Genomic DNA, 20,926 nt, shown 5'->3' with positions numbered 1-20,926 from the left:
GCGTCATGAGACTTTGATCGACTGGAACACAATTGAAACACTTGCATGACTAAGAAGATCGAAACCTGACATCCGGCGCAAAGCCGGCCACCATAAGGGGGTATGTATGGCTCGGGAACTGGTAACAGATGTCTTCGATGGATCAGCTGGAAGCTCGCCGGGATTTTTTTCCAGAGAGCGCACCATCGCCGGTCCAGCTTTCAACCGGTGGTTGGTACCGCCCGCGGCGCTGGCGATCCACTTGTGCATCGGCATGGCCTACGGCTTTTCGGTGTTCTGGCTGCCGATGAGCAAGCTGCTGGGCAACACCGATCCCACTGTTTGCGCGAACCTGGGTTTCTTCGCTGCGCTTACCAGCACCAGTTGCAACTGGACGGTGCCGCAGGTTACTCACATCTTTGAAACTTTCATCGCAATGCTGGGCATATCGGCCGCATTGTGGGGTGGCTGGGTGGAACATTCCGGGCCACGCAAGGCCGGCTTTATTGCTGCCTTGTGCTGGGGCGGTGGACTGATACTCGGCGGCCTCGGCGTATCGATGCACCAGTTATGGCTGGTATTTCTTGGCTGCGGCGTGCTCGGCGGCGTGGGTCAGGGCCTGGGTTACATCTCGCCAGTATCTTCGCTGATCAAATGGTTCCCGGACCGACGCGGCATGGCCACCGGCTTTGCCATCATGGGTTATGGCGGCGGCGCGATGATCGGTGCACCACTGGCCGTGGCATTGATGAAGCACTTTTCCGATGTCAGCGCACAAGGAGTGGCGTCGACGCTGATGGCGATGGGCGCCATCTATTTCATCGTGATGGCCTGCGGCGCGCTGGGCTTCCGCGTAGCCCCGAACGGCTGGAAACCAGCCAGCTGGACATCGCCGATCGCCGACGATGGCAAATCGATGATCACCCGCCGCCACGTGCATCTGAACCGCGCGTGGAAAACTCCACAATTCTGGCTGCTCTGGGGCGTGCTGTTTCTCAATGTGACAGCCGGCATCTCGGTGATCTCGATGGCCAGCCCGATGTTCCAGGATGTATTTGGCGGCAAGCTAGTCGGGCTGGCGAACACCGCCGCCGAACTCAGTGCTGCACAGAAGGCCGCCGTGGTCGCGGCAGCAGCGGGCCTGGTCGGCTTGATCAGTCTGTTCAACAGCCTAGGGCGTATCTTCTGGGCGTCGCTGTCGGACAAGATCGGCCGCAAGAAGACGTATTACACCTTCTTCGCACTGGGCATTGTCTTGTACTGCCTGTTGCCGACCTGGGGACATCTGGCACTGGCCGGGCTCTTCGTAGCCACCGTGTGCGTCATTCTGAGCATGTATGGCGGCGGCTTTGCGACCATCCCTGCGTATCTGGCGGATCTGTTCGGAACACAAATGGTCGGTGCCATCCATGGCCGGCTGTTGACCGCATGGTCGGCGGCCGGCGTGATCGGCCCGTTTCTGATCGCCGCCATCCGTCAGACGCAGATCGATTCGGGCGTCGCCAAAACCCTGGTATACGACCGCACGCTCTACATCATGGCGTTCCTGCTGCTGCTGGGTCTGATCTGCAACTTGCTGGTGAAGCCAGTGAAAGAATCGGCATTCATGAGTGACGAGGAGCTCGCACGCGAGCGCTCGTTGCAACATGAGGACCGGGTGACCATCACCGCTGAAACGGCGGCCCGCGGAGGCTTTGGCATGATGGGTGTACTGGCCTGGCTGGCAGTTGGCGTCCCGTTCCTGATTGGTCTATATATTGCGTTGGCTAAAGCCGCTGCTTTGTTCTGAAGGTGACGCAAGTGAAACGCGCTCCAAATATCAACTTGCTGCCGGACATCCCGGAGGATGTCCGCGCAGCGGTGCTGGACGTCACGACCCGGCTCAAGGATCTGCCGGGCGCGCTGTTGCCAGTACTGCACGCAGTTCAGAAAGCGCTCGGTTACGTGCCGGAAATCTCCGTACCGTTGATCGCGCGCGAGTTGAATCTTTCACGCGCCGATGTTCACGGCGTCATCAGCTTCTATCACTTCTTTCGCAGCAAGGCGCCGGGGCGGCGGGTGATCTATGTGTGCCGCGCCGAATCGTGCCAGGCGATGGGTGCCGTTAAGCTGGAGAAACATATCAAACAGCGCCTCGGCGTAGACTTTCACGAGACCACCGCCGACGGCGCGTACTCGCTCGAACCGGTCTATTGCCTTGGCAATTGCGCATGTTCGCCGGCAATCATGGTCGACGATGAACTGAAAGGCCGGCTGACGCCCGAACGCTTCGATGCATGGCTGGCCGCGGAGAACGGATGAGCATCACGGTTTACGTGCCGCGCGATGCCAGCGCACTTTCACTGGGTGCCGAAGCTGTCGCCGATGCAATCAGCGCCGAGGCTAAACAGCGTGGCGCCGATGTGCATATCGTACGCAACGGTTCGCGCGGCCTTTACTGGCTTGAACCGTTGGTGGAAGTGGCAACGCCGTCCGGTCGCTTTGCCTACGGACCAGTCCAGCCCGAGGACGTCCCTGCCCTGTTCGAGGCAGACTTCCTGCACGCAGGCAAGCATGCATTGATGCTCGGGCCAAGCGAGGACATCGCTTATCTGAAGAGTCAGCAGCGACTGACCTTCGCCCGAACCGGCATTGTCGATCCGCGCAGCCTGGACGACTACCGTGCGCACGACGGTTATCGCGGACTGGAAGCTGCGCTGCGTATGAGCGGCGCCGACATCGTCAAGGTCGTCACCGATGCCGGCCTGCGTGGCCGCGGTGGCGCCGCGTTTCCTGCCGGCATCAAGTGGAAGACCTGCCTCGACGCCAACGCCGATCAGAAATACATCGTCTGCAATGCCGACGAGGGCGATTCCGGAACCTATGCCGATCGCATGATCATGGAAGGCGATCCGTTCGTCCTGATCGAAGGCATGACCATCGCTGGCCTGGCTGTCGGCGCAACGCATGGCTACATCTATCTGCGTGTGGAATATCCGCATTCGCAGCGCGCACTGGAGGCGGCGATCGCCGTCGCCGAGGCCAACGGTTATCTCGGCGACGACGTGCTCGGCAGCGGCAAGGCATTTCATCTCGAAGTGCGCATGGCGGCCGGCGCCTATATCTGCGGCGAGGAGACCTCGCTGCTGGAGAGTCTCGAAGGCAAGCGCGGCCAGGTTCGCTTCAAGCCGCCCCTCCCTGCGATCCAGGGCCTGTTCGGCAAACCCACGGTGATCAACAACGTGGTGACGCTCGCCAGCGTACCGATCGTGCTGGACAAGGGTGCCGAGTTCTATCGGGATTTCGGCATGGGCAAGTCGCGCGGCACGCTGCCGATCCAGCTGGCCGGCAACCTCAAACGGCCGGGCCTGGTCGAGCGCGCTTTCGGCGTCACGTTGCGCGAACTGATCGAGGATTACGGCGGCGGCACCGCGAGTGGTCGACCGGTGCGCGCAGTACAGGTGGGCGGCCCACTTGGCGCCTACATACCCATATCGCAACTGGATACGCCGATCGACTATGAGGCATTCATCGCGATCGGCGGCATGCTTGGCCATGGTGGCATCGTGGTGTTCGATGACAGCGTCGACATGGCGGCGCAGGCGCGCTATGCCATGGAATTCTGCGCGATCGAATCCTGCGGCAAGTGCACGCCTTGTCGTATCGGCTCGGTGCGTGGGGTCGAAGTGATCGATCGCATGGTTGCTGGCGATACAGCCGAGCGCGAGCGCAACGAGGTTCTACTGCGCGACCTGTGCCAGACCATGTTGGGTGGTTCGCTGTGCGCACTCGGTGGCATGGCACCGTTCCCGGTGCTCAGCGCGCTGGATCATTTTCACGAAGATTTTTCAGGCGCCACCGAGAAAACCGCGACCTGAGAACTGCTTCCAAGGAGACACTGCATCATGTTGTCCATCGTCGATATCGATTACGGCACGCCCAAATCCACGTCCGAAAAGACGGTCGCGCTGCAGATCGACGGCAGGACACTGAACGTGCCTGAGGGTACGTCGGTGATGCGGGCTGCCGCCCAGGCCGGCATCAGCATTCCCAAGCTGTGTGCGACCGATATGCTCGAAGCGTTCGGTTCGTGTCGGCTGTGCCTGGTCGAGATCGAGGGACGCAAGGGCTATCCGGCCTCGTGCACCACGCCAGTGACCGCCGGCATGAAGGTGAGCACGCAGACGCCGAAGCTGGCCGAGATTCGCCGTGGCGTGATGGAGCTGTACATCTCCGATCATCCGCTGGACTGCCTTACCTGCCCCGCCAATGGTCACTGCGAACTGCAGGACATGGCCGGCGTGGTCGGCCTGCGCGAAGTGCGCTACGGCTACGACGGCGCCAACCACGTTTATGCAGAAACAAAACAGGGCGAAGCGAATCCGCTGTTCGTCGCCAAGGACGAATCCAACCCCTACTTCACGTTCGATCCCTCCAAATGCATCGCCTGCTCGCGCTGCGTGCGTGCCTGCGATGAAGTACAGGGCACGTTCGCGCTGACCATCCAGGGTCGCGGCTTCGAATCCAAGGTGGCCGCCAGCCAGGACAACCGTTTCCTTGATTCCGAATGCGTCTCCTGCGGCGCCTGCGTGCAAGCCTGCCCCACCGCCACGCTGTCGGAGAAATCGCTGATCGACAAGGGCCAGGCCGAGCACAGCGTGATTACAACCTGTGCCTACTGTGGCGTTGGCTGCAGCTTCCGCGCCGAGATGAAGGGCGAAGAAATCGTGCGCATGGTGCCGGACAAGAACGGCCACGCGAACCACGGACATTCCTGCGTCAAGGGCCGCTTCGCGATCGGCTATGCCACGCATCCGGACCGGATCACCACCCCGATGATCCGCGCAAAAATCTCCGATCCATGGAAGATCGTGAGCTGGGAGGTTGCGTTCGCCCATGTGGCCAACGAATTCAGGCGCATTCAGGGGAACTACGGCAAGCACGCGATCGGCGGCATCACATCCTCGCGCTGCACCAATGAGGAAACCTATCTGGTGCAGAAGCTGGTGCGTGCCGGCTTCGGCAACAACAACGTCGATACCTGCGCACGCGTCTGCCATTCGCCGACCGGCTACGGCCTCAAGGCCACGATGGGTGAATCGGCGGGCACGCAGGATTTCGATTCGATCGAGCAGACCGATGTGGTGCTGGTGATCGGCGCCAACCCCACCGATGCCCACCCGGTATTCGGCTCACAGATGAAACAGCGCTTGCGCGCGGGCGCCCGGCTGATCGTGATCGATCCGCGCCGCATCGACCTGGTACGCACGCCGCATATCAAGGCTGACTACCACCTCAAGCTCAAGCCCGGCACCAATGTCGCCATGTTGAACTCGCTCGCCCATGTCATCGTTACTGAAGGCCTGGTCGACGAAGCGTTTGTGGCGCAGCGCTGCGAACCGGAAGCGTTCACCAAGTGGCGCGCTTTCGTGGCACAGGAAAAATGCAGCCCCGAAGCGATGGCAGCGCAGACCGGCGTACCGGCTGAAGCCGTCCGTGGCGCAGCCCGCCTGTACGCCACCGGTGGCAACGGCGCGATCTATTACGGCCTCGGTGTCACCGAGCATGCGCAGGGATCCACCGCGGTCATGGGTATCGCCAACCTCGCCATGGCGACCGGCAACATTGGTCGCGAAGGCGTGGGCGTGAACCCGCTGCGTGGCCAGAACAACGTGCAGGGCTCCTGCGACATGGGTTCTTTCCCGCATGAGTTTCCCGGCTATCGCCACGTCGGTGATGTGGCCACGCGCGAGCTGTTCGAGAAAGCCTGGGGCGTGCCGCTGCTGGACGAACCGGGCCTGCGCATTCCGAACATGTTCGAGGCCGCGCTGGATGGCAGCTTCAAGGGCCTGTATATCGAAGGCGAAGACATCGCCCAGTCCGATCCGGATACCCAGCACGTCACCGCGGCACTCAGCGCGATGGAATGCATCGTGGTGCAGGACCTGTTCCTCAACGAGACAGCGAAGTACGCCCACGTCTTCCTGCCCGGCAGTTCGTTCCTGGAGAAAGACGGCACCTTCACCAACGCCGAGCGCCGCGTCTCGCGCGTGCGCAAGGTGATGGCACCGAAGGCCGGCTATGCCGACTGGGAGATCACCCAGGAACTGGCGCGCGCGATGGGCTATCCGATGAACTACAGCCACGCCTCGGAGATCATGGACGAAATTGCGCGATTGACCCCGACCTTCCATGGAGTCAGCTTCGACACGATCGATCGTCTCGGCTCGATCCAGTGGCCATGCAACGAGGATCACCCCGAAGGCACGCGCGTGATGCACGTGGACGAGTTCGTGCGCGGCAAGGGCCGCTTCATGCTGACCGAATACGTGCCGACCAGCGAGAAGGTGAACGCCGAGCATCCGCTGATCCTCACCACCGGCCGCATCCTCAGCCAGTACAATGTCGGCGCGCAGACTCGACGCACCGCCAACGTGATGTGGCACGACGAAGACCGGCTGGAGATCCACCCACACGACGCCGAAGAACGCGGCATCAACGAGAACGATTGGGTAGGTATTGCCAGCCGGGCGGGCGACACCGTGTTGCGCGCGATGATCTCGGAGCGGATGCAGCCTGGCGTGGTCTATACCACGTTCCATTTCCCCGGCTCCGGCGCCAACGTGATCACCACCGAGAACTCGGACTGGGCGACCAACTGTCCGGAATACAAGGTCACCGCGGTACAGGTCACCCGCGTTTCGCAGCCGTCCGAATGGCAGAAACGCTTCCGCACGTTCTCCAATGAACAGCAGGCACTGCTCGATCAATCGGTGGATACGCTTGGGCAACCCTGAACACGACGCGACGATTGAGGGTACGGCCGCCGTCGGCTTCGTCTCCCGCCGCGTCAATCGCTGGCGCCACGGTAAAGCTACGTGTGAAGACGATTGCGTGGCCGAGGAGATGCCGATCGCGATGGTCTACAACGGCGTGAGCTTCGCCGTGATGATGGCAACGCCGCATGATCTCGAAGACTTCGCGTTGGGCTTTTCGCTCAGCGAGGGCTTGATCGCCACCCCGGAGCAGTTGCAGGACGTGCAGGTGCACACGCTGCTGGAGGGTATTGAGCTCGCGCTGCGGGTGGCACCCGAAGCGCATGCCGCGCACCTTGACCGTGCTCACGAACGCCTGATTCCCGGGCGCAGCGGCTGCGGCATCTGCGGCACCCGCGATCTGGAACAGGCGATCCGACAGAACCCACCGGTGGGCGCTGGCAGCACGCTGACCCACGACGCACTCGAACACGCACTGGGCGAATTGCAGACGCGCCAACCGATGAATGCTGCCACCGGCGCAGTTCACGCCGCCGCCTGGGCTGACAGCAACGGCGACATCCTGCTGGTTCGCGAAGATGTCGGTCGCCACAACGCACTGGACAAGCTGATCGGCGCCATGCGCCATGCCGGCATCGATCCCAACGCCGGCATGGCGCTCGTCACCAGCCGCGCCAGCTACGAAATGGTAACCAAGTCGGCAAGTGCTGGTATCGCGATACTCGCCGCGATATCCGCACCTACCGCCCTGGCCATTGAACTGGCACGCAGCGCCGGCATCACCTTGATCGGCTTCACCCGCCCGGGCAGCCACAACATCTACACCCATCCCCATCGACTCATACCCGCGCATTCCGGGGAACTGCCATGAACATCGAACGACTGGTCGCCATGGCCAACGACATTTCGAACTACTTTGCCGCCGAGCCCGATCACGCCATGGCCGTCGAAGGTATCCGCGACCACCTGACCAAGTTCTGGGACCCGGTCATGCGTCGCCAGCTCAAGGCCCACGTGACAGCCGGCGGCGATGGCCTGACACCGCTGGCCCGAGAAGCCGTCGAACGCGTTGTGGTCTCCCCAAACTGATCCGGGCTTACAGGACACAGACAATCCGCCGTAGAAATCGCACTATGGCCCTTTGGATACCCTGCATTTGCCACGATTGTTGACTGCGGTCAGGACGCACTGACATCGAATAGCCACAAGGTTTCGAAGGATCATGCAAATACTGCGGAGCCGATCATTCCGTTTCAATGCCAATCCGCTTCTGGTGGGCAGGTGAGCATCGCTCCGTCATCACTTCTCAGCGCAGTGCTCTTGGCTTCCACCTTTCTGTCCAGCGCCCCGAGTGCCGAGGCAACGCCTCCGTTGCCCACGCATCGGTACGTCCCGACGATTCAAAGCGGCGAGGTGACACACCTTGCGCAGGGGCGCTGGGATCTTTCCAGCTACGGCATGCTATTCGACTTCAGCGCACATGAGGTTGGTGTCTTCGACCGTGCTGGAGGGCTGTGTTGGCGCGACACCGAATATATGGATGCGAAGTCAGTCAATGACCTCGTTCCCTTTGTCGCGACCGGCTCATCGCCGTCCTCGTTGCTGTTTGCTTCCTCACCGGACGGCACGCAATATCGCACCGAGCCGGTTTCGATGCTCCCGCTGGCGTGCACCGAACTGCAGGACCGCACCTCACCGCTCTATATCTTCAATGCGATAACCGCCTCGCTGCTGGAGCTTTATCCCTTTGCGCGCGAACACAACGTTGACTGGGCGGAGCGAACGTCGCGGCTACGGCCCCGCATAGCGTCGGTTCATAGCAAAGTTGAGCTGCTGGCGGTGTTCATAGAGCTCTTCCGCGGCGTCGAAGACCCTCATACAAGCCTTGCGGGCAGCATCAACGGCAAGCCCTTCAGACTGCGCTCCTTCCGCGGCCAGGACTTCAAGGAACTTGAGGCGGCATATTCACGGCAAAACCAATACGACATTTTTCTGGACTGGCTTTTTAAGCGCTGGATGCCTGGCGAACTCGACCAAGCTTCCGCGGCACTGCTGCCGGGTACACGCCAACAGGCCTTCGATAGCGGTTTGGTTTGGGGCAAGCTAAAGGGAAATATAGGCTACCTGGCCATCAACAAAATGGCAGGCTTCCGACAAGACAGCGATCTTGCGGGGGATCGATCATTGCTTGGACCTGCATTGGATCGAGCCTTGGCTGACCTGCAAGACACCAGCTCCCTGGTATTGGATATCTCGCACAATATGGGCGGTGACGACGAGATTTCATCCGACATTGCGGCCCGCTTTGCTGACAGGGCGCGCAAGGCCTACAGCAAGCAGGCCTTTCGCGGTGGCACGGTGCAATGGTTCGAGACGGTTCCTCACCAGGGAGCCCGCTATCTCAAACCAGTCTATCTGCTAACCAGCGAACTCAGTGCTAGCGCGACTGAGGTCTTTGCCATTCGAATGCGCGGGCTGCCCAACGTTGTACAGGTTGGCGAGACCACCCAAGGCATCTTTTCGGACTCGACGGAGAAAGGCCTTCCGAATGGCTGGGTGCTGGCCATGTCTACTGAGATATACCGGGATCCGCACGGTAGAAATTATGAGGGCTCCGGCCTAAGCCCGGTGGTTCCTTATCGTGTCATTGGGGTGAACCATGCGGCGAACAGATATCGCAACGCCATCCTTCGCGCCGCTGAGCTCGCCACCACGCATAGACTTGCTTACTAATCTGCTTACGTCCGTTTCCACCCGAAACGGACACTGTTAAGGACAGGGACGATGATGAGTTCAGGGTATTCAATTTTTGGGGAAAGTATGTCTGGCAAGTGCGCTTCATTCTCTTGGAGAGCACTTGTACTCATTGGAGGCCTGCTGCTGACGACTCTCGTTTCAACCGACGATCTAGGGCAATCTCGAGTGTCGAATGTGCCCCTCCAACAGGCCTTGGAACAACTCGCAGCGGGGGCTCGGCCCGGCATCCTCGGCATAACAGTGCTGGATATGGATATGGGCACGGCAATACGCATAAACGCAGATCGTGCCTACCCGATGATGAGCGTTTTTAAGGCCCCAGTCGCGGCAACCGTTCTTGCGCAGATCGATGCCGGAAGCCTTTCGCAGGATCAAAAGGTGACGATAAACAGCAAAGATGTCGAAGGGGGCTCTGCAGTTCCATCCATCGGCGCCCACTTCAGCGGCGAACAAATGACGTTCTCGGTACGACAGCTGCTCACTGCAGCCGTAAGCGAAAGCGACAACACCGCCGCTGATGCATTGGTCAGGCTTGTGGGTGGCCCAAAGGTCGTAACCGAATTCTTGCGGGCTCACGGCATCAACGGCATGCACGTCGATCTGGATGAAGCGGGTGTCGCAAGCGTCTTCGAGGAAACCGAACACGGAGAATCCATTTCTCCGCAAGAAACCGATCTACAGGCTTTGGCACGGCATCGGCGCGGCTACAGCGCTTATCTTCATGATCCGCGCAACAGAGCTACGCCCGACGCTGCCGCAGACTTTCTTAAGAAGCTTTGGGAGGGGCAGCTGCTGTCGCTGGAGTCGACCAAGCGATTGCTTGACCTCATGTGCAATCAGACCGTTCCCGCTCGCCTTAGAAGTGGATTGCCTGCGGAGGTCCGCCTTGCGGACAAAGCTGGAACGTCTTACTCGTTGGACGGAGAGACGGCAGCTTTCAACGACATGGGTATCATCATGCGCCCCAATGGCCGCCCCACCATCATCGCCGCATTCCTGACCGCTTCCTATGCCGACAAAACCCAAAGAGAGGCGCTCTTTGCGGAAATTGCCAAAGACGTGTCAGCGATACGAGCTCGGCATACGTCGCATTGAGCGCAGGGTCTGACGGAGACACCCACGTCGGAACCGGGGTTGCACGATGTCACTTGCGCCTTGTCGGATAGAACTGAGCTAACCCTGATGACGTCCGCAACCGACGGTTAAGACCGCACCCGCAGTGGACCTGGACGTCTAAAGCCGTCTTCTTCTGAACCCCTGCTTCTTCAGAACCCTGAGGCAATCAACGCACATGCATCGAATACTCATCACGGGAAACGCGGGCTCGGGAAAAACTTCGGTTGCCATGGCATTGGCAGCCAGTTTGAACCTGCCGTACGTTGGCCTCGATAGCATTGTCTGGAAGGCCGGATGGGTCAGAACACCGAGGACCGAACGTCGAGAGAAGGAGATGGAAATTTCGCAGCGCCCGTCGTGGGTTGTGGATGGCGTTTCCGAAATCCCCATGCAGAAGGCCGACTTCATCCTATTTTCCGATGTACCAAGGCACAGATGCTTCTATCGCGCCTTTTTCCGAAATCTTCCCTATCTTTTTAGTTCGCGACCGGGAATGCCGGAGAGATGTCCTGAGATCCGGATTGTCCCAACGTTAGTAAGGATCATCTGGAATTTTCCAGTCACCGTTGCTCCCCTAATTCTCGCTGTGAGCCATCGAAGTGATACACGCTTCTTTCGCGCCAAAACTCAATTTGAGATAGATTCTGCAGTAGCAGCGATCAGTTCGGCTGTTGCATCGACCGTTTGAGACCGCCACCCGTTACCGTCGTTTGACACAGCCGTGAGAAGAGTGCCGCGAGCCCTCAATGCCGTATGCCCAAATGGCGCCAATCCTGCTTGAGTATCGACAACCTACCCCGAGATTGAGCCTGAAGGTCAACGATTACGGAGGTAGGCGACGAAGCTGGCCGTCAGGTCGCTTGCAAGCGATTCATCCGTAACGTCTGGCAACGCCTGCCACATCGAGTTCTCGTTTAGGGCGTGTGCCTCGACAGAACATGCCGCGTTCAGCACGGCAAACCGCAGGGCGCGCTCGGGATTCAATCTCTTGATTTCGTCTCGGTGGTGCATGAGCAAGGCAGCAACCTCACTAAGGTTTGCGGCCATGATCCTACGCGCCTCAATGACGAATGCTCGATCCCCCGAGGCATCAAGGTAGCGCACAAGTGCGCGCATCAGTAGCGGATGGCGTCGATGCTGTTCGAACAGGGACCGTATGACTTGCGTGACGGTTGATTCCAGATTCTTCCTGAGGAGAAGCTTCTTCATCACCTGGCGGTTGTTCTGGTTGCTGCTCTCCAGCGCGTGCAGAAACGCGGCGCGTAGCAAAGCATCTTTGTCGGCATAGCGGCGGTAGACGCTGGCTGGAGCGACGTCCGCTGCTGCGGCAATCCGTGGCACGGTAGCACCTTCCAGCCCAGCTTCGTCAACGACACGAATTGCCGCCGCGAGGAGGCGTTCAGCGGTGGCGCGGCTACGAGCCTGTTTCGGACTGATTTCGCTGTTCATCGGGCCAAGTCTAGACGTTTGGCCTAAAGTATGAGAATGTAAATACGCATTCGCATATGGCCAAGCCCCCCATGCAACTTTTGCCAGTCGCGCAAGACCTCTTCACAGCCTTCTTGGTACTTCTGACGCCGTTGATCAGTATGCGCCGCACACAGCAACTGCGGCGCTGCACGAGCGGCGAGGCACGCATCACGTCGTACCAGTTCACGATTTGGAAACTTTGGGTCTCCGCAGCCGTTGCGGTGTTACTTGCTTACCCAACGAACCTGAATGTGCTTCCAGACCAAGAGCACGTTGCAACTTGGCTTGGCGCGCATCTGCCCGTATTCCTGGTCGCGGCCGTTGCAACAACTTCGTTCGTGATTATCGGCCTCCGCCAGGGGTTCCGTGCCATGGCGGACGCCGCATGGCGCAAGAAAGTGGCGAAAGCGGTGCAGACGATGAGGTTCATGCTTCCTGTGTCGGCGAAGGAGCGACGGTATTGGATCATGCTCAGTCTCTCTGCCGGCATCTGCGAGGAGCTGCTGTATCGCGGCTTCCTGATGCATTACCTGTCGGGATTACTCGCAGGTGGTGTCGCACTCGGTGTCCTGGGCGCCTGGCCGGTGGCCTCGACGCTGTTCGGACTGGCACATGTCTACCAGGGAGTCGCGGGCGTCATCCGCGCCACGATCGCAGGCTTGTTGCTTGGCCTGATAGCGATCCTCACAGGTCAGTTGATCCTGCCGATCCTGCTGCATGCCCTATTCGACTTGCAGATGCTTTGGATGTATCGGCCGGTCGACGACGATCCTGACATTGCCGAAAAGCTGATACAGGGTTGCACTCCATCGGAATTGTGATCTTCGGCGGTGCACTGACGGGTCTTCACCGAAGTCGCCGGTCGACTCCGGCTGCTGGCGAACGTGGTCCGTTCTTCTCGCGAAGATTGTCGGGCTAGATGCCAGGAGTGGGCAATGCGATGGCGATGATGGGAAGCATGATTGACGTTTTGCAGAAGGCCCGCGGTAGCGCAGAAGTATTGAACTCAGGATTTCCTGGGATCCTTCGCCTTAGCGCCGGAACCACCCTCCTTCTTGATGCCCCCTGCCCTTTGCTGTTCATAGTCACGTGAGGGCGGCAGCTCCTGCTCATGCTGTGCGTTCTTGCCTCCGGGCTTTACCAGATGCTCACTCTCATCTTTTTTCACGTGAAATCTCTCCATATTGGGGTGTCGCAGGCAATCAGTCGACCACAAAGTGTTCGCCATATTTTGTGCTGTGGGCCAACAGGTACGAATCAAAGAAATCCTGATCAGTTTTCGTTGTGTCCTTGAATTGTTCAGCCAGGTCTGGATCCATTTGACGACGGATTTCCTCGAAGTCGAACGTTTGCCCGTTGTAAGTGATCTTGCTCATGGGGTTCTCCCTCTTTTCATCGGCGTGAATAGCGCAATCTGCACTTTCCCGGCACCAGTTACTCATAGGCACCTGTCGTGCTTGCGCTGCCCACGTAGCCTGCGGGTCAGTTCGTTAAATTCGCGCGTGCTTTCTGTCTAGGCCCATTGCACTCTCAGGCTTGGCGATCGACCATCAATCTGGCTTTCCGGACTCGCTGCAGACTAGGAAAATCCAACGTTGCCGGGACCTGATGCACAAGTTCATGCGCACGTTATTGTTCGATCTCCCCATACCGTAACTGTAGGAGGCGCAACGTGAGGATGACGTTTGTAGTGCTGACTGCCACCGCGCTTTTGGTGCCCGTGATTTCGCAAGCCCAGTGGAAGACGCCGTGGGACTATGAAGGTAAAGCCGGTGCCGAACATTGGGCTTCGCTGGATCCGGACTACGCTGTCTGCGGTAGCGGGAAAGAACAATCGCCAATCGACATTCAAGCTACGCAGAAAGCCGAGCTCCCCGCGTTGCGGTTCGTCGACGAAAGCAGCCCGCTCAAATACCTCATCAACAACGGCCACTCGATCCGGGTGGACTACCACGCCCCAGGAAGCGGAGACTGGCTGATTGTGGGCGATCAGCACTACCAACTAACCCAATTCCACTTTCATCGCCCCAGCGAAGAGTACGTTCACGGCAAACCGTACGACATGGCGCTTCACCTGATGTATGAAGCCAGCGACGGCAAGGTGGCCGGAGTCACGGTGCTCCTGAAATCGGGCCGTGCAAATACCACCATTCAGCAGCTTTGGGACCATATGCCGATGACCCCCGGCAAAGAGCAGGAAATTCCCGGCGTCGAGATCAACCCCGCCGGCCTGCTGCCGCGCGATACCTCCTATTACACGTACATGGGCTCGCTGAGCGCCCCGCCCTGCACCGAGGGCGTCACATGGTACGTACTGAAGACTCCCGTGGAGATTTCAGCCAAGCAGATCACGGCATTCGCCAAGCTCTATCCGCGCAATGTGCGTGCCCTTCAGCCGCTCAACGGACGCATCGTGAAAGAGAGCAGGTAGCGCAAAGAAGCCAGACGATCCCGCGCAGACTCGCCCGTCATGTAGGCCGTAGCGCCAGAGTGCACTGCCGTCGGCCGGATCGCATCCGGGCGGTAGCACGTGCCACCCGATGCCGACTCCTCCCCCATCCAAGCAAGCTTGGCAAAGCTTTTGCTTTAGTCCCCTGGACAAACAAGAGAAACGCAGGGGATCGACCGTGGTTAAGCATCTTGGCATCGCGCTGGGCCTGTGCCTTATGGCGCTTGGCGGCACGGTGGCGGCCCAGAACACCGCACTGCAGACGCAGCAAGGTAGCGCGCAGAGCGTCACAAATGGCTCAACAGAGCTTGTGGAGACGGGTAGCTACGTCAACAAGGAGGGCTACTCGGTCCATCGGCCGGCGCACACCGTGTCGGGCAACGTTTCGTCGGGTGCGTCGGCGCAGTGTCGCGACGGTAGCTACAGCTTCAGCATGAGTCATCGCGGCACCTGCTCACACCATGGCGGCGTCTCGAGGTGGCTGTGATGCGATACAGAACTTTATTTGGCAGAAACCGTCGGGGAAAGAACATGGCTTTGACCACCTGCCTGAACTGTGGAAACAACGTCAGTATCCACGCCGCATCATGTCCTGACTGTGGCTCCGTGCTGAGGGCCCAAAGCTACCTTGCATGGCCCACATTCCACATCGCCACCGGAGCTTTCGCGATTGCTGTCGCGGCACCGTTCCTGTCATCCACTGGTGTCGCCTGGCTCAAAGTGCTCAGCATGGTCCTGTTGGCGCTGGTCACGATCTGCATGGCCTGGATCATTCCCGCCATCGTTGAAGGCAAGCGACGCCAGAAACGATCGTCCAAATCGTCGAAGAGTCAGGAGTTCGTGCCCACCAGGAATTGAAACCTGGGGTCGCAACGCACTTCCGTCGGAATCGTAGGTGGCAACTACGTACTCTCCGAGCCAGGTCGCTTCATATCTTGCTGACCTCGGTCGCCTGATTCGGCTAGTACTTACGCAATTCCCTTTACCCGATGGTCGAACATCCGCCATTGCCCGTCGCCACCCTCGACGGTGATCAGGGTATCGTCTCCGCACTGCTGCGCGTGCACAGCAGAGCTGACTGCGAACCGAAGTGCATCCTTGCGACTCTTGAATTCCGAATGACCGTCATTGCTCACTTCCACGGACCATTCACCATGGCGCAACGGCGCATACGGAATATCGAAGATGATCATATAAAAAAAACCATGGGGTGCTGGATGATCTGCAGCTTGGGCTCCCTTCCGTGACCGCACCGTAAAACTCGACGGCGGATCGTAGCCAACTTTCGGCGGCAACCTTGTCGCCAAATCTCAGCACGCTGCATATACAGAGGCGAGAGCACCCTCAAGTCACTTCGCCAAGGGATCAATTCAATGTTTGCGCTCAAGCGATCCGATTTCGTCGTTGGCACGTCGCCAATCGTGGTAGTCGCCGCTTCGCGCGGCGGGCTGGCTGCACTGTTCCAGCTCTGCCACTTGCTCCCGACCAACTTTCCAACGGCGATTCTGGTCGTTCTGCACACGTCGCCAGACGGTCCCAAACTCGCGGCAGGGATACTCAACCGCAAGATTGCGATGCCGGTCTCCTATGCTCACTCAGGCGAGGAGCCGAAACCAGGACATGTTTACCTCGCTCCGCCAAATCATCACTTGACCATCTCTGCCGATGGTCGAATGAACCTGAACCAGCAGCCGAAAGTTCATCATTCGCGACCCGCGGCCAACCCTCTCTTTGAGAGTGCGGCAGCGGTATACGGCTCGCATGTCATTGGCATTGTGCTGACTGGCGGTGACTCCGACGGCGCGGAAGGACTGCGCTCAATTACCAGCGTCGGTGGCGTTGGAGTCGTTCAATCCCCCTCCGATGCATGCGATCCAAGCATGCCTATCGCCGCCATGGAAGAGGATCACCCGCAGTACATTCTTCCCGTGGAGGAAATGGGACCGCTGCTGATGAAGTTGGTTTTCAGCAAGCGTCAGATGTCCGGAATGATCCCATCATGAGCTCTCAGCTAGTCGCCGACTTCACGACTCAATTTGCAGCGATGGCCGCCGCAAACAAGCTTTTGTCTTGTGGGCTAGGACGCGAACATGTTGCTGTCATGGTGTATGGGAGCGTCGGTAAATCAGCTGCCAACGCAAGCACGTCTACGAGCGTCATCCCGCATGTGAGCGATCAGGATCTCGAGGTGAATGACCCGCCATCCGAATTACACTATCCAAGCAATATTCCAGAGCCCGCGCAGTTCGGATACACCCAGGTGACCGTGGAATTGAACCATGAACTGTCCGCAGACGATGTTCGATTCATCCTGGAACTTGCGGGTCCGCAATCCATTCGAAGCGTCGATGAAGAATTCGGGCGCGAAGGTCCAGAGGTCTGGTCCGCCGGCCACTACGGCAATTGTACTGATGTGAGACGAACGATCGAAGCCTCTCGTGCTGGGGAATCCATGCCGTCACCCAGTCGAAATGAATCCAGCTAGCACTTGATGCGTCGGTGCAATTTCAATGCACGGACTGTGCAGATGTTGAACGGTCAGATAAGGCGGTAACGTGCCTTGGCGAACTGGAACACACCATACGCCATCAAACCGAAAGCCACGACGCCAAGCAGCCATGGCCCATCGGATTGCTCTCTCAATGCATACAATGCGGCAACGAGACCTTGTGCCCTTTCCGCACGAAAACGCCATGCGGTGAAGACCAACAGAACACCGATCAGCCCGAAGACGACGCCACGCGTCAGTACTCCGAACAGACTGACGGCAACGAGCAGCTGATGTCTTTCCCCGCCGCTCAAGCCGATGCGCTTACCGATGCTCACGGTCGCGGCGCGGTAGATCTGAAATAGACCAAATACGGCGATCCCGATACCGATGCTGGCCACCGCCCAGCGCCCGAACGGCTGTTGCATCGCCCAGGTTATCCATTGTGCCGTCGTGCGCCCCCGATTCGTGTCGCCACGCGCCATGAACAATCGCCAGGCCGCACCGCCAATCAGTGCGCTTTGGATCACCGCGCTGCCCAGGTAGCCAAGGCGCGCCAGCAATCGCTTCAGGCAAAACCGCACACCCCCGTGTTCCGGGTCAAATGCGGCCTGGATCAATTTCCATGCGGAAAACGCGACCAGACCCGCCAGTAGTGCAACCAGCATGACGCCGCCCAAAGGCAACTCGGCCAGCCGATGCATGGCGCCAATATAACCTTGCGGTTGCTCGCGCGGAAAGGTTGCCGCGACTAAGGCAAAGCCACCGAGCAGGAAATACATGGCGCCTTCGCCAACGAAGCCGCACCGTGCCGTCCAGCGGATCCAGGTCGGTACTCTGCGGTTCGCAAACGTCACGTCGGCCCACGACTCCAAGGCGGTTGCGGGGCTATCGACAGGCATCACTGATCCGCTGTTCGGCATCTCCATCACGGGCGCTGGAGGGCCCGCCAACTCACCGCTTGCCCAGTTCGTGCCGGCTCCTTTCACTGAGCTCGACACCGAACTTCTTCGCTGCTGTCTGGATGCGCTTCCAAGCCTCGTCTTTTTCTTCGGCGCTTACGCCTTCGACCTGATTGAAGCGAGCGACGGCGTTGCGCACATGCGTGGCGTTCTCAAGAGGTTCCTTACGTTGCCTGGGAAACGCGAAGTTACTCTTGCTCAGGTCGTCGCGCTTTTCGGTATCGAGTTTTGCCATGTCATCTCTCCTGTCGTATTGATGGACGCCAGCACTCAGACCAAGGCTCGTCTCACCAGCGACTTTTGATAGCGTTCACTGGCATCACGAACGGCCTGTCACTCGCAGTAAAAGTTCCACACAAACAATCTCTCTCGACCCAGTGGTCGGTCGTGACATCCGGCAAGTCGCTGAGAGCTTCGCTCTGCGGGTTCTTTACTTCATCGCGATCAAGAGCCGATACGGGGGGAGACTGCGGTGCATTGGTGCTCATGATGAATGTCCGGATAGGCGAGGGGTCGCAGCGAGATGAGGTTTGACGACGCACATACAACGACCCTTGGGCGATAATGCAACCCACGCACGTGAACGCGCGGTGTTATCGATCTGCTCAAACAGCGATGCCTGTTTAACATCTCATTCGGCCCCAACCTTTGCCGCCATGAACGCTACGTGGTTGGTGCCATTCGGCGACTGCGCGTATACCTGGCCTTGCAATACAAAGGCGACTCCTGTCCCGGCCAACATCGGCATTACGCCGCGTGCGCCTTGGTAGTCGCTACCTGAAACAGCTGGTTCGATACCCACGTTGGGTTCACGCGCTTCGTGCTGTCATGTCGACTTGGAGTCTGTAAAGGCAGCGTCATCATGGGCAAGCCGCCCGGGCAATCTGCAACAGCGCCGTGTGCTTATGACGCGTCAACGAAGCCCAGCAGAGTGTTAGCGTGGTTAGCGCAATGCCATCCCCGATCACCCTGCCGAGGAAACCTCCATGTTTGCGGTGATCTTCGAAGTCCACCCGAGGAAAGAACGCAAGGATGAATATCTTCATTGGGCAAAGCATCTGAAGCCCATCCTGGAGACCGTGGACGGCTTTATCGACAACGAACGTTTCGGCAGTAAACGAACTGAAGGCAGCATTCTTTCGCTGTCGACCTGGCGAGACGAAAAATCGGTCGTGCGATGGCGCACGCAGAGTGAGCATCACAACGTGCAGGAGAAAGGCCGCTTCGAAATTTTCGAGGGCTATCATCTGAGGGTTGGTGAGGTTTTTTCGGATAGTCACCCACCGCAAGGCGAAGCGATTGATGAAAAGCGCTTCGACGAAACCGTGGTTGGCGCAGCCAAAGTCTGCACCGTCACGGAAGTTACGCTTGCTGATGAATCTTCGTTGGTTCCGAATGGTTCAGCACTTCCCACGCATCTCGGCCTCCAAACCGGTACGCAAGGACTGATTGACCAAGAAGTCTTCGAAAGCATCACAAACCCCGGCAAGTTCCTGTTGCTGGGATCGTGGAAGGACGTAAGCACGGCGCAGGCATTCAACCCTCGTTTGTTTGCCGGCATTTCATCATTGCGCCATCGGCAGGTGCGGGTGATCCGCGACTATGGCATGTCCGATCGCCGCGAGGCACCGCAGTATTACCCGGACGTGAGGCCAGCCCAAGCGGGCCATGAAGACGTCAACGTCAGGTGCCAGAATGAGTCTCCGTAAGACGGGAGCATTCACATGAAGTCCCAGTTTCCTTCAGCACTGGAGTATTCAGCGCAGACGGCGCGCTACCCTGCTTTGGCTGTCGTCGATATTCGCGCGGAACAAGCCGCAGTAACCGAGTCGTATCAAAACCAGGTACTGCTCGATGTCAACACCGACTGCATGCGGTTGGCGGTGTTCGAGGGCGAGTATCGCTGGCATCACCATCCGGATTCGGACGAGCTTTTCCTGGTGGTGGCCGGAACGCTACAAATCGACCTCATGGATGGCAGCCGCATGGAACTTGCCGAATGGCAGAGTGTTGTCATCCCGGCAGGTACGGTGCATCGAACACGAGCCATCGGACGCACAGTCAACCTCACCTGCGAAAGGAGTGGCACAAAAACCGTATTTGACGAGCTGCCGTCCTGAATTCGGGAAATTCAGAACGGGCCATAGGCACGATCGGCTCGAATCCAACCAAAACGGGTGTCGTCTTTGATGCCTTGTGGATGCGCAGGAGAGCGATCGAAATATGGCCGCTGGCATAGAGATGATTCAGCGATCGTGACCGACGATAGCGGCTTCGCGCTGCGGTTCGTCGATCGCCGCGGCAAAGGACCGCGCAAAGTCTGCTTACGGACAGAAGCCAAATGAGCGCTGCTCACACGTGGGCGGCGAATGCACTACCCACTTCAAACGCCACATTTGCAGTCAACTTGGGCACGCCCCGATGCCAAGCATCCAAACCTATCCGGCCGTACATTCGATGATGGCTTGGCGCAGCTGCTCTACGTCGTAAGGTTTGCAGACAAACGGCGCGGACGAATAGATGGTGGGGATGTCAGCGCGTTTGGCATGAGTAGCCAGGATATAGGGAATGCCGCGTGGTATCAGCTTGTCCAGAATAGGAAAGGCAGATTCGCCATTGAGGTTTAGATCAACGATCGCCAGTTCATACGTGGCCGTCTCGGCAGCTGCCATCGCGCCTCTGAACGAGCCCTCGCAGTCGACCGGCGTATAGCCAAGCTCGGCTAACACGTCGACAAGCGTCGAGGCGAGCAAGTAGTTGTCTTCGACAATGAGTACGCATGGTTGCCCGCTGGACCGCGAAGCGTCGGTGGGCCCTATGTCCTTGATTGTGTCTAGCGTTTCCAATTCCATTGTCACCCCAGCATACGCTCCCCCTCTCCAGGTGCAAGTGCGATGAATGGCGAAATGGCGGTTATTCGCCGCGTTGAACATCTATCGCCCATTCGCCG

The 20,926-nt window shown here is 58.9% G+C and carries 24 protein-coding genes; 18 read left to right on the top strand and 6 right to left on the bottom strand.

The genetic code is table 11. From position 1 onward, the window contains the following. Positions 1-106 precede the first annotated feature (106 nt). The 9 genes from HDE77_RS02310 to HDE77_RS02270 all read left to right on the top strand — a co-directional run bounded on the left by HDE77_RS02310 (position 107) and on the right by HDE77_RS02270 (position 11,295). Positions 107-1,768 (top strand): OFA family MFS transporter, encoded by a 1,662-nt coding sequence (locus HDE77_RS02310; RefSeq protein WP_184415509.1) that lies wholly within the window; start codon positions 107-109, stop codon positions 1,766-1,768. 11 nt (positions 1,769-1,779) lie between these two features. Further along, positions 1,780-2,280 (top strand): formate dehydrogenase subunit gamma, encoded by a 501-nt coding sequence (locus tag HDE77_RS02305; RefSeq protein ID WP_343206040.1) that lies wholly within the window; start codon positions 1,780-1,782, stop codon positions 2,278-2,280. Then, positions 2,277-3,836 (top strand): NADH-quinone oxidoreductase subunit NuoF, encoded by a 1,560-nt coding sequence (locus HDE77_RS02300; protein WP_184415508.1) that lies wholly within the window; start codon positions 2,277-2,279, stop codon positions 3,834-3,836. The genes HDE77_RS02305 and HDE77_RS02300 overlap by 4 nt, the downstream gene beginning before the upstream one ends. Positions 3,837-3,863: 27 nt before the next feature. Beyond that, entirely contained in the window at positions 3,864-6,755 is a 2,892-nt protein-coding gene (gene fdhF / locus HDE77_RS02295) for a formate dehydrogenase subunit alpha (RefSeq protein WP_184415507.1), read from the top strand. Next, the gene (fdhD, locus tag HDE77_RS02290) at positions 6,742-7,605 is read left to right on the top strand and encodes a formate dehydrogenase accessory sulfurtransferase FdhD (protein WP_255482484.1); all 864 of its coding nucleotides are present in this window, start codon (positions 6,742-6,744) and stop codon (positions 7,603-7,605) included. Before fdhF ends, fdhD begins: the two co-directional genes overlap by 14 nt. After that, a complete protein-coding gene (locus HDE77_RS02285) occupies positions 7,602-7,823 on the top strand; it encodes a formate dehydrogenase subunit delta (RefSeq protein WP_184415505.1) in 222 nt (73 codons plus the stop codon). The genes fdhD and HDE77_RS02285 overlap by 4 nt, the downstream gene beginning before the upstream one ends. A 192-nt stretch (positions 7,824-8,015) precedes the next feature. After that, entirely contained in the window at positions 8,016-9,467 is a 1,452-nt protein-coding gene (locus HDE77_RS20695; protein WP_184415504.1) for a S41 family peptidase, read from the top strand. A gap of 216 nt (positions 9,468-9,683) precedes the next feature. Continuing rightward, a complete protein-coding gene (bla, locus tag HDE77_RS02275; protein WP_184415503.1) occupies positions 9,684-10,586 on the top strand; it encodes a class A beta-lactamase in 903 nt (300 codons plus the stop codon). Between the two features lie 196 nt (positions 10,587-10,782). Further along, positions 10,783-11,295, top strand: coding sequence for an AAA family ATPase (locus tag HDE77_RS02270; protein ID WP_184415502.1), 513 nt, complete (start codon positions 10,783-10,785; stop codon positions 11,293-11,295). Between the two features lie 128 nt (positions 11,296-11,423). Here HDE77_RS02270 and HDE77_RS02265 read toward each other — a convergent pair whose 3' ends face one another. After that, a complete protein-coding gene (locus HDE77_RS02265) occupies positions 11,424-12,056 on the bottom strand; it encodes a TetR/AcrR family transcriptional regulator (RefSeq protein ID WP_184415501.1) in 633 nt (210 codons plus the stop codon). 56 nt (positions 12,057-12,112) lie between these two features. Between HDE77_RS02265 and HDE77_RS02260 the strand changes: the two genes are divergently transcribed. Beyond that, complete coding sequence (locus HDE77_RS02260) at positions 12,113-12,898, top strand: CPBP family intramembrane glutamic endopeptidase (protein ID WP_184415500.1); 786 nt, start codon at positions 12,113-12,115, stop codon at positions 12,896-12,898. Between the two features lie 185 nt (positions 12,899-13,083). Here the strand turns inward: HDE77_RS02260 and HDE77_RS02255 are convergent, their stop codons facing one another. Together HDE77_RS02255 and HDE77_RS02250 are read right to left on the bottom strand one after the other, a co-directional pair. Further along, entirely contained in the window at positions 13,084-13,245 is a 162-nt protein-coding gene (locus tag HDE77_RS02255) for a hypothetical protein (protein ID WP_184415499.1), read from the bottom strand. A gap of 34 nt (positions 13,246-13,279) precedes the next feature. Continuing rightward, on the bottom strand, positions 13,280-13,453 hold the full coding sequence (locus HDE77_RS02250; RefSeq protein ID WP_184415498.1) for a hypothetical protein: 174 nt from the start codon (positions 13,451-13,453) through the stop codon (positions 13,280-13,282). Positions 13,454-13,767: 314 nt separating this feature from the next. Between HDE77_RS02250 and HDE77_RS02245 the strand changes: the two genes are divergently transcribed. The 3 genes from HDE77_RS02245 to HDE77_RS02235 all read left to right on the top strand — a co-directional run bounded on the left by HDE77_RS02245 (position 13,768) and on the right by HDE77_RS02235 (position 15,384). Further along, positions 13,768-14,508, top strand: coding sequence for a carbonic anhydrase family protein (locus tag HDE77_RS02245; RefSeq protein WP_184415497.1), 741 nt, complete (start codon positions 13,768-13,770; stop codon positions 14,506-14,508). 196 nt (positions 14,509-14,704) lie between these two features. Next, entirely contained in the window at positions 14,705-15,013 is a 309-nt protein-coding gene (locus HDE77_RS02240; protein ID WP_221444074.1) for a DUF3761 domain-containing protein, read from the top strand. A 44-nt stretch (positions 15,014-15,057) separates the two neighbouring features. Continuing rightward, positions 15,058-15,384, top strand: coding sequence for a hypothetical protein (locus HDE77_RS02235; RefSeq protein ID WP_184415496.1), 327 nt, complete (start codon positions 15,058-15,060; stop codon positions 15,382-15,384). Between the two features lie 110 nt (positions 15,385-15,494). Here HDE77_RS02235 and HDE77_RS02230 read toward each other — a convergent pair whose 3' ends face one another. Continuing rightward, positions 15,495-15,719: a hypothetical protein gene (locus HDE77_RS02230; RefSeq protein WP_184415495.1), complete on the bottom strand. Its 225-nt coding sequence runs from the start codon at positions 15,717-15,719 to the stop codon at positions 15,495-15,497. 180 nt (positions 15,720-15,899) lie between these two features. Between HDE77_RS02230 and HDE77_RS02225 the strand changes: the two genes are divergently transcribed. Both HDE77_RS02225 and HDE77_RS02220 read left to right on the top strand, forming a co-directional pair. After that, entirely contained in the window at positions 15,900-16,529 is a 630-nt protein-coding gene (locus HDE77_RS02225; protein ID WP_184415494.1) for a chemotaxis protein CheB, read from the top strand. Then, a complete protein-coding gene (locus HDE77_RS02220; RefSeq protein WP_184415493.1) occupies positions 16,526-17,011 on the top strand; it encodes a hypothetical protein in 486 nt (161 codons plus the stop codon). Before HDE77_RS02225 ends, HDE77_RS02220 begins: the two co-directional genes overlap by 4 nt. A gap of 53 nt (positions 17,012-17,064) precedes the next feature. Here the strand turns inward: HDE77_RS02220 and HDE77_RS02215 are convergent, their stop codons facing one another. Further along, complete coding sequence (locus HDE77_RS02215) at positions 17,065-17,796, bottom strand: DUF1206 domain-containing protein (RefSeq protein ID WP_184415492.1); 732 nt, start codon at positions 17,794-17,796, stop codon at positions 17,065-17,067. On the opposite strand from HDE77_RS02215, the gene HDE77_RS02210 reads away from it, so the two are divergent. From HDE77_RS02210 to HDE77_RS02200, 3 genes are all read left to right on the top strand, one after another. Next, positions 17,795-18,280 carry a hypothetical protein gene (locus HDE77_RS02210; protein WP_184415491.1) on the top strand — a complete coding sequence of 162 codons (486 nt, stop codon included), beginning with the start codon at positions 17,795-17,797 and terminating at the stop codon, positions 18,278-18,280. The genes HDE77_RS02215 and HDE77_RS02210 overlap by 2 nt on opposite strands. 682 nt (positions 18,281-18,962) lie before the next feature. Beyond that, the gene (locus HDE77_RS02205) at positions 18,963-19,685 is read left to right on the top strand and encodes an antibiotic biosynthesis monooxygenase (RefSeq protein ID WP_184415490.1); all 723 of its coding nucleotides are present in this window, start codon (positions 18,963-18,965) and stop codon (positions 19,683-19,685) included. A 15-nt stretch (positions 19,686-19,700) separates the two neighbouring features. Then, entirely contained in the window at positions 19,701-20,096 is a 396-nt protein-coding gene (locus HDE77_RS02200) for a cupin domain-containing protein (RefSeq protein ID WP_184415489.1), read from the top strand. Between the two features lie 318 nt (positions 20,097-20,414). Here HDE77_RS02200 and HDE77_RS02195 read toward each other — a convergent pair whose 3' ends face one another. Beyond that, positions 20,415-20,828 carry a response regulator gene (locus HDE77_RS02195; RefSeq protein WP_184415488.1) on the bottom strand — a complete coding sequence of 138 codons (414 nt, stop codon included), beginning with the start codon at positions 20,826-20,828 and terminating at the stop codon, positions 20,415-20,417. Positions 20,829-20,926 lie beyond the last annotated feature (98 nt).

Source organism: Rhodanobacter sp. MP7CTX1, from assembly GCF_014205795.1.
Lineage (GTDB): Bacteria > Pseudomonadota > Gammaproteobacteria > Xanthomonadales > Rhodanobacteraceae > Rhodanobacter.
Note: the sequence above shows the minus strand (reverse complement) of the source record. Positions and strands in the feature narration are given on the sequence as shown.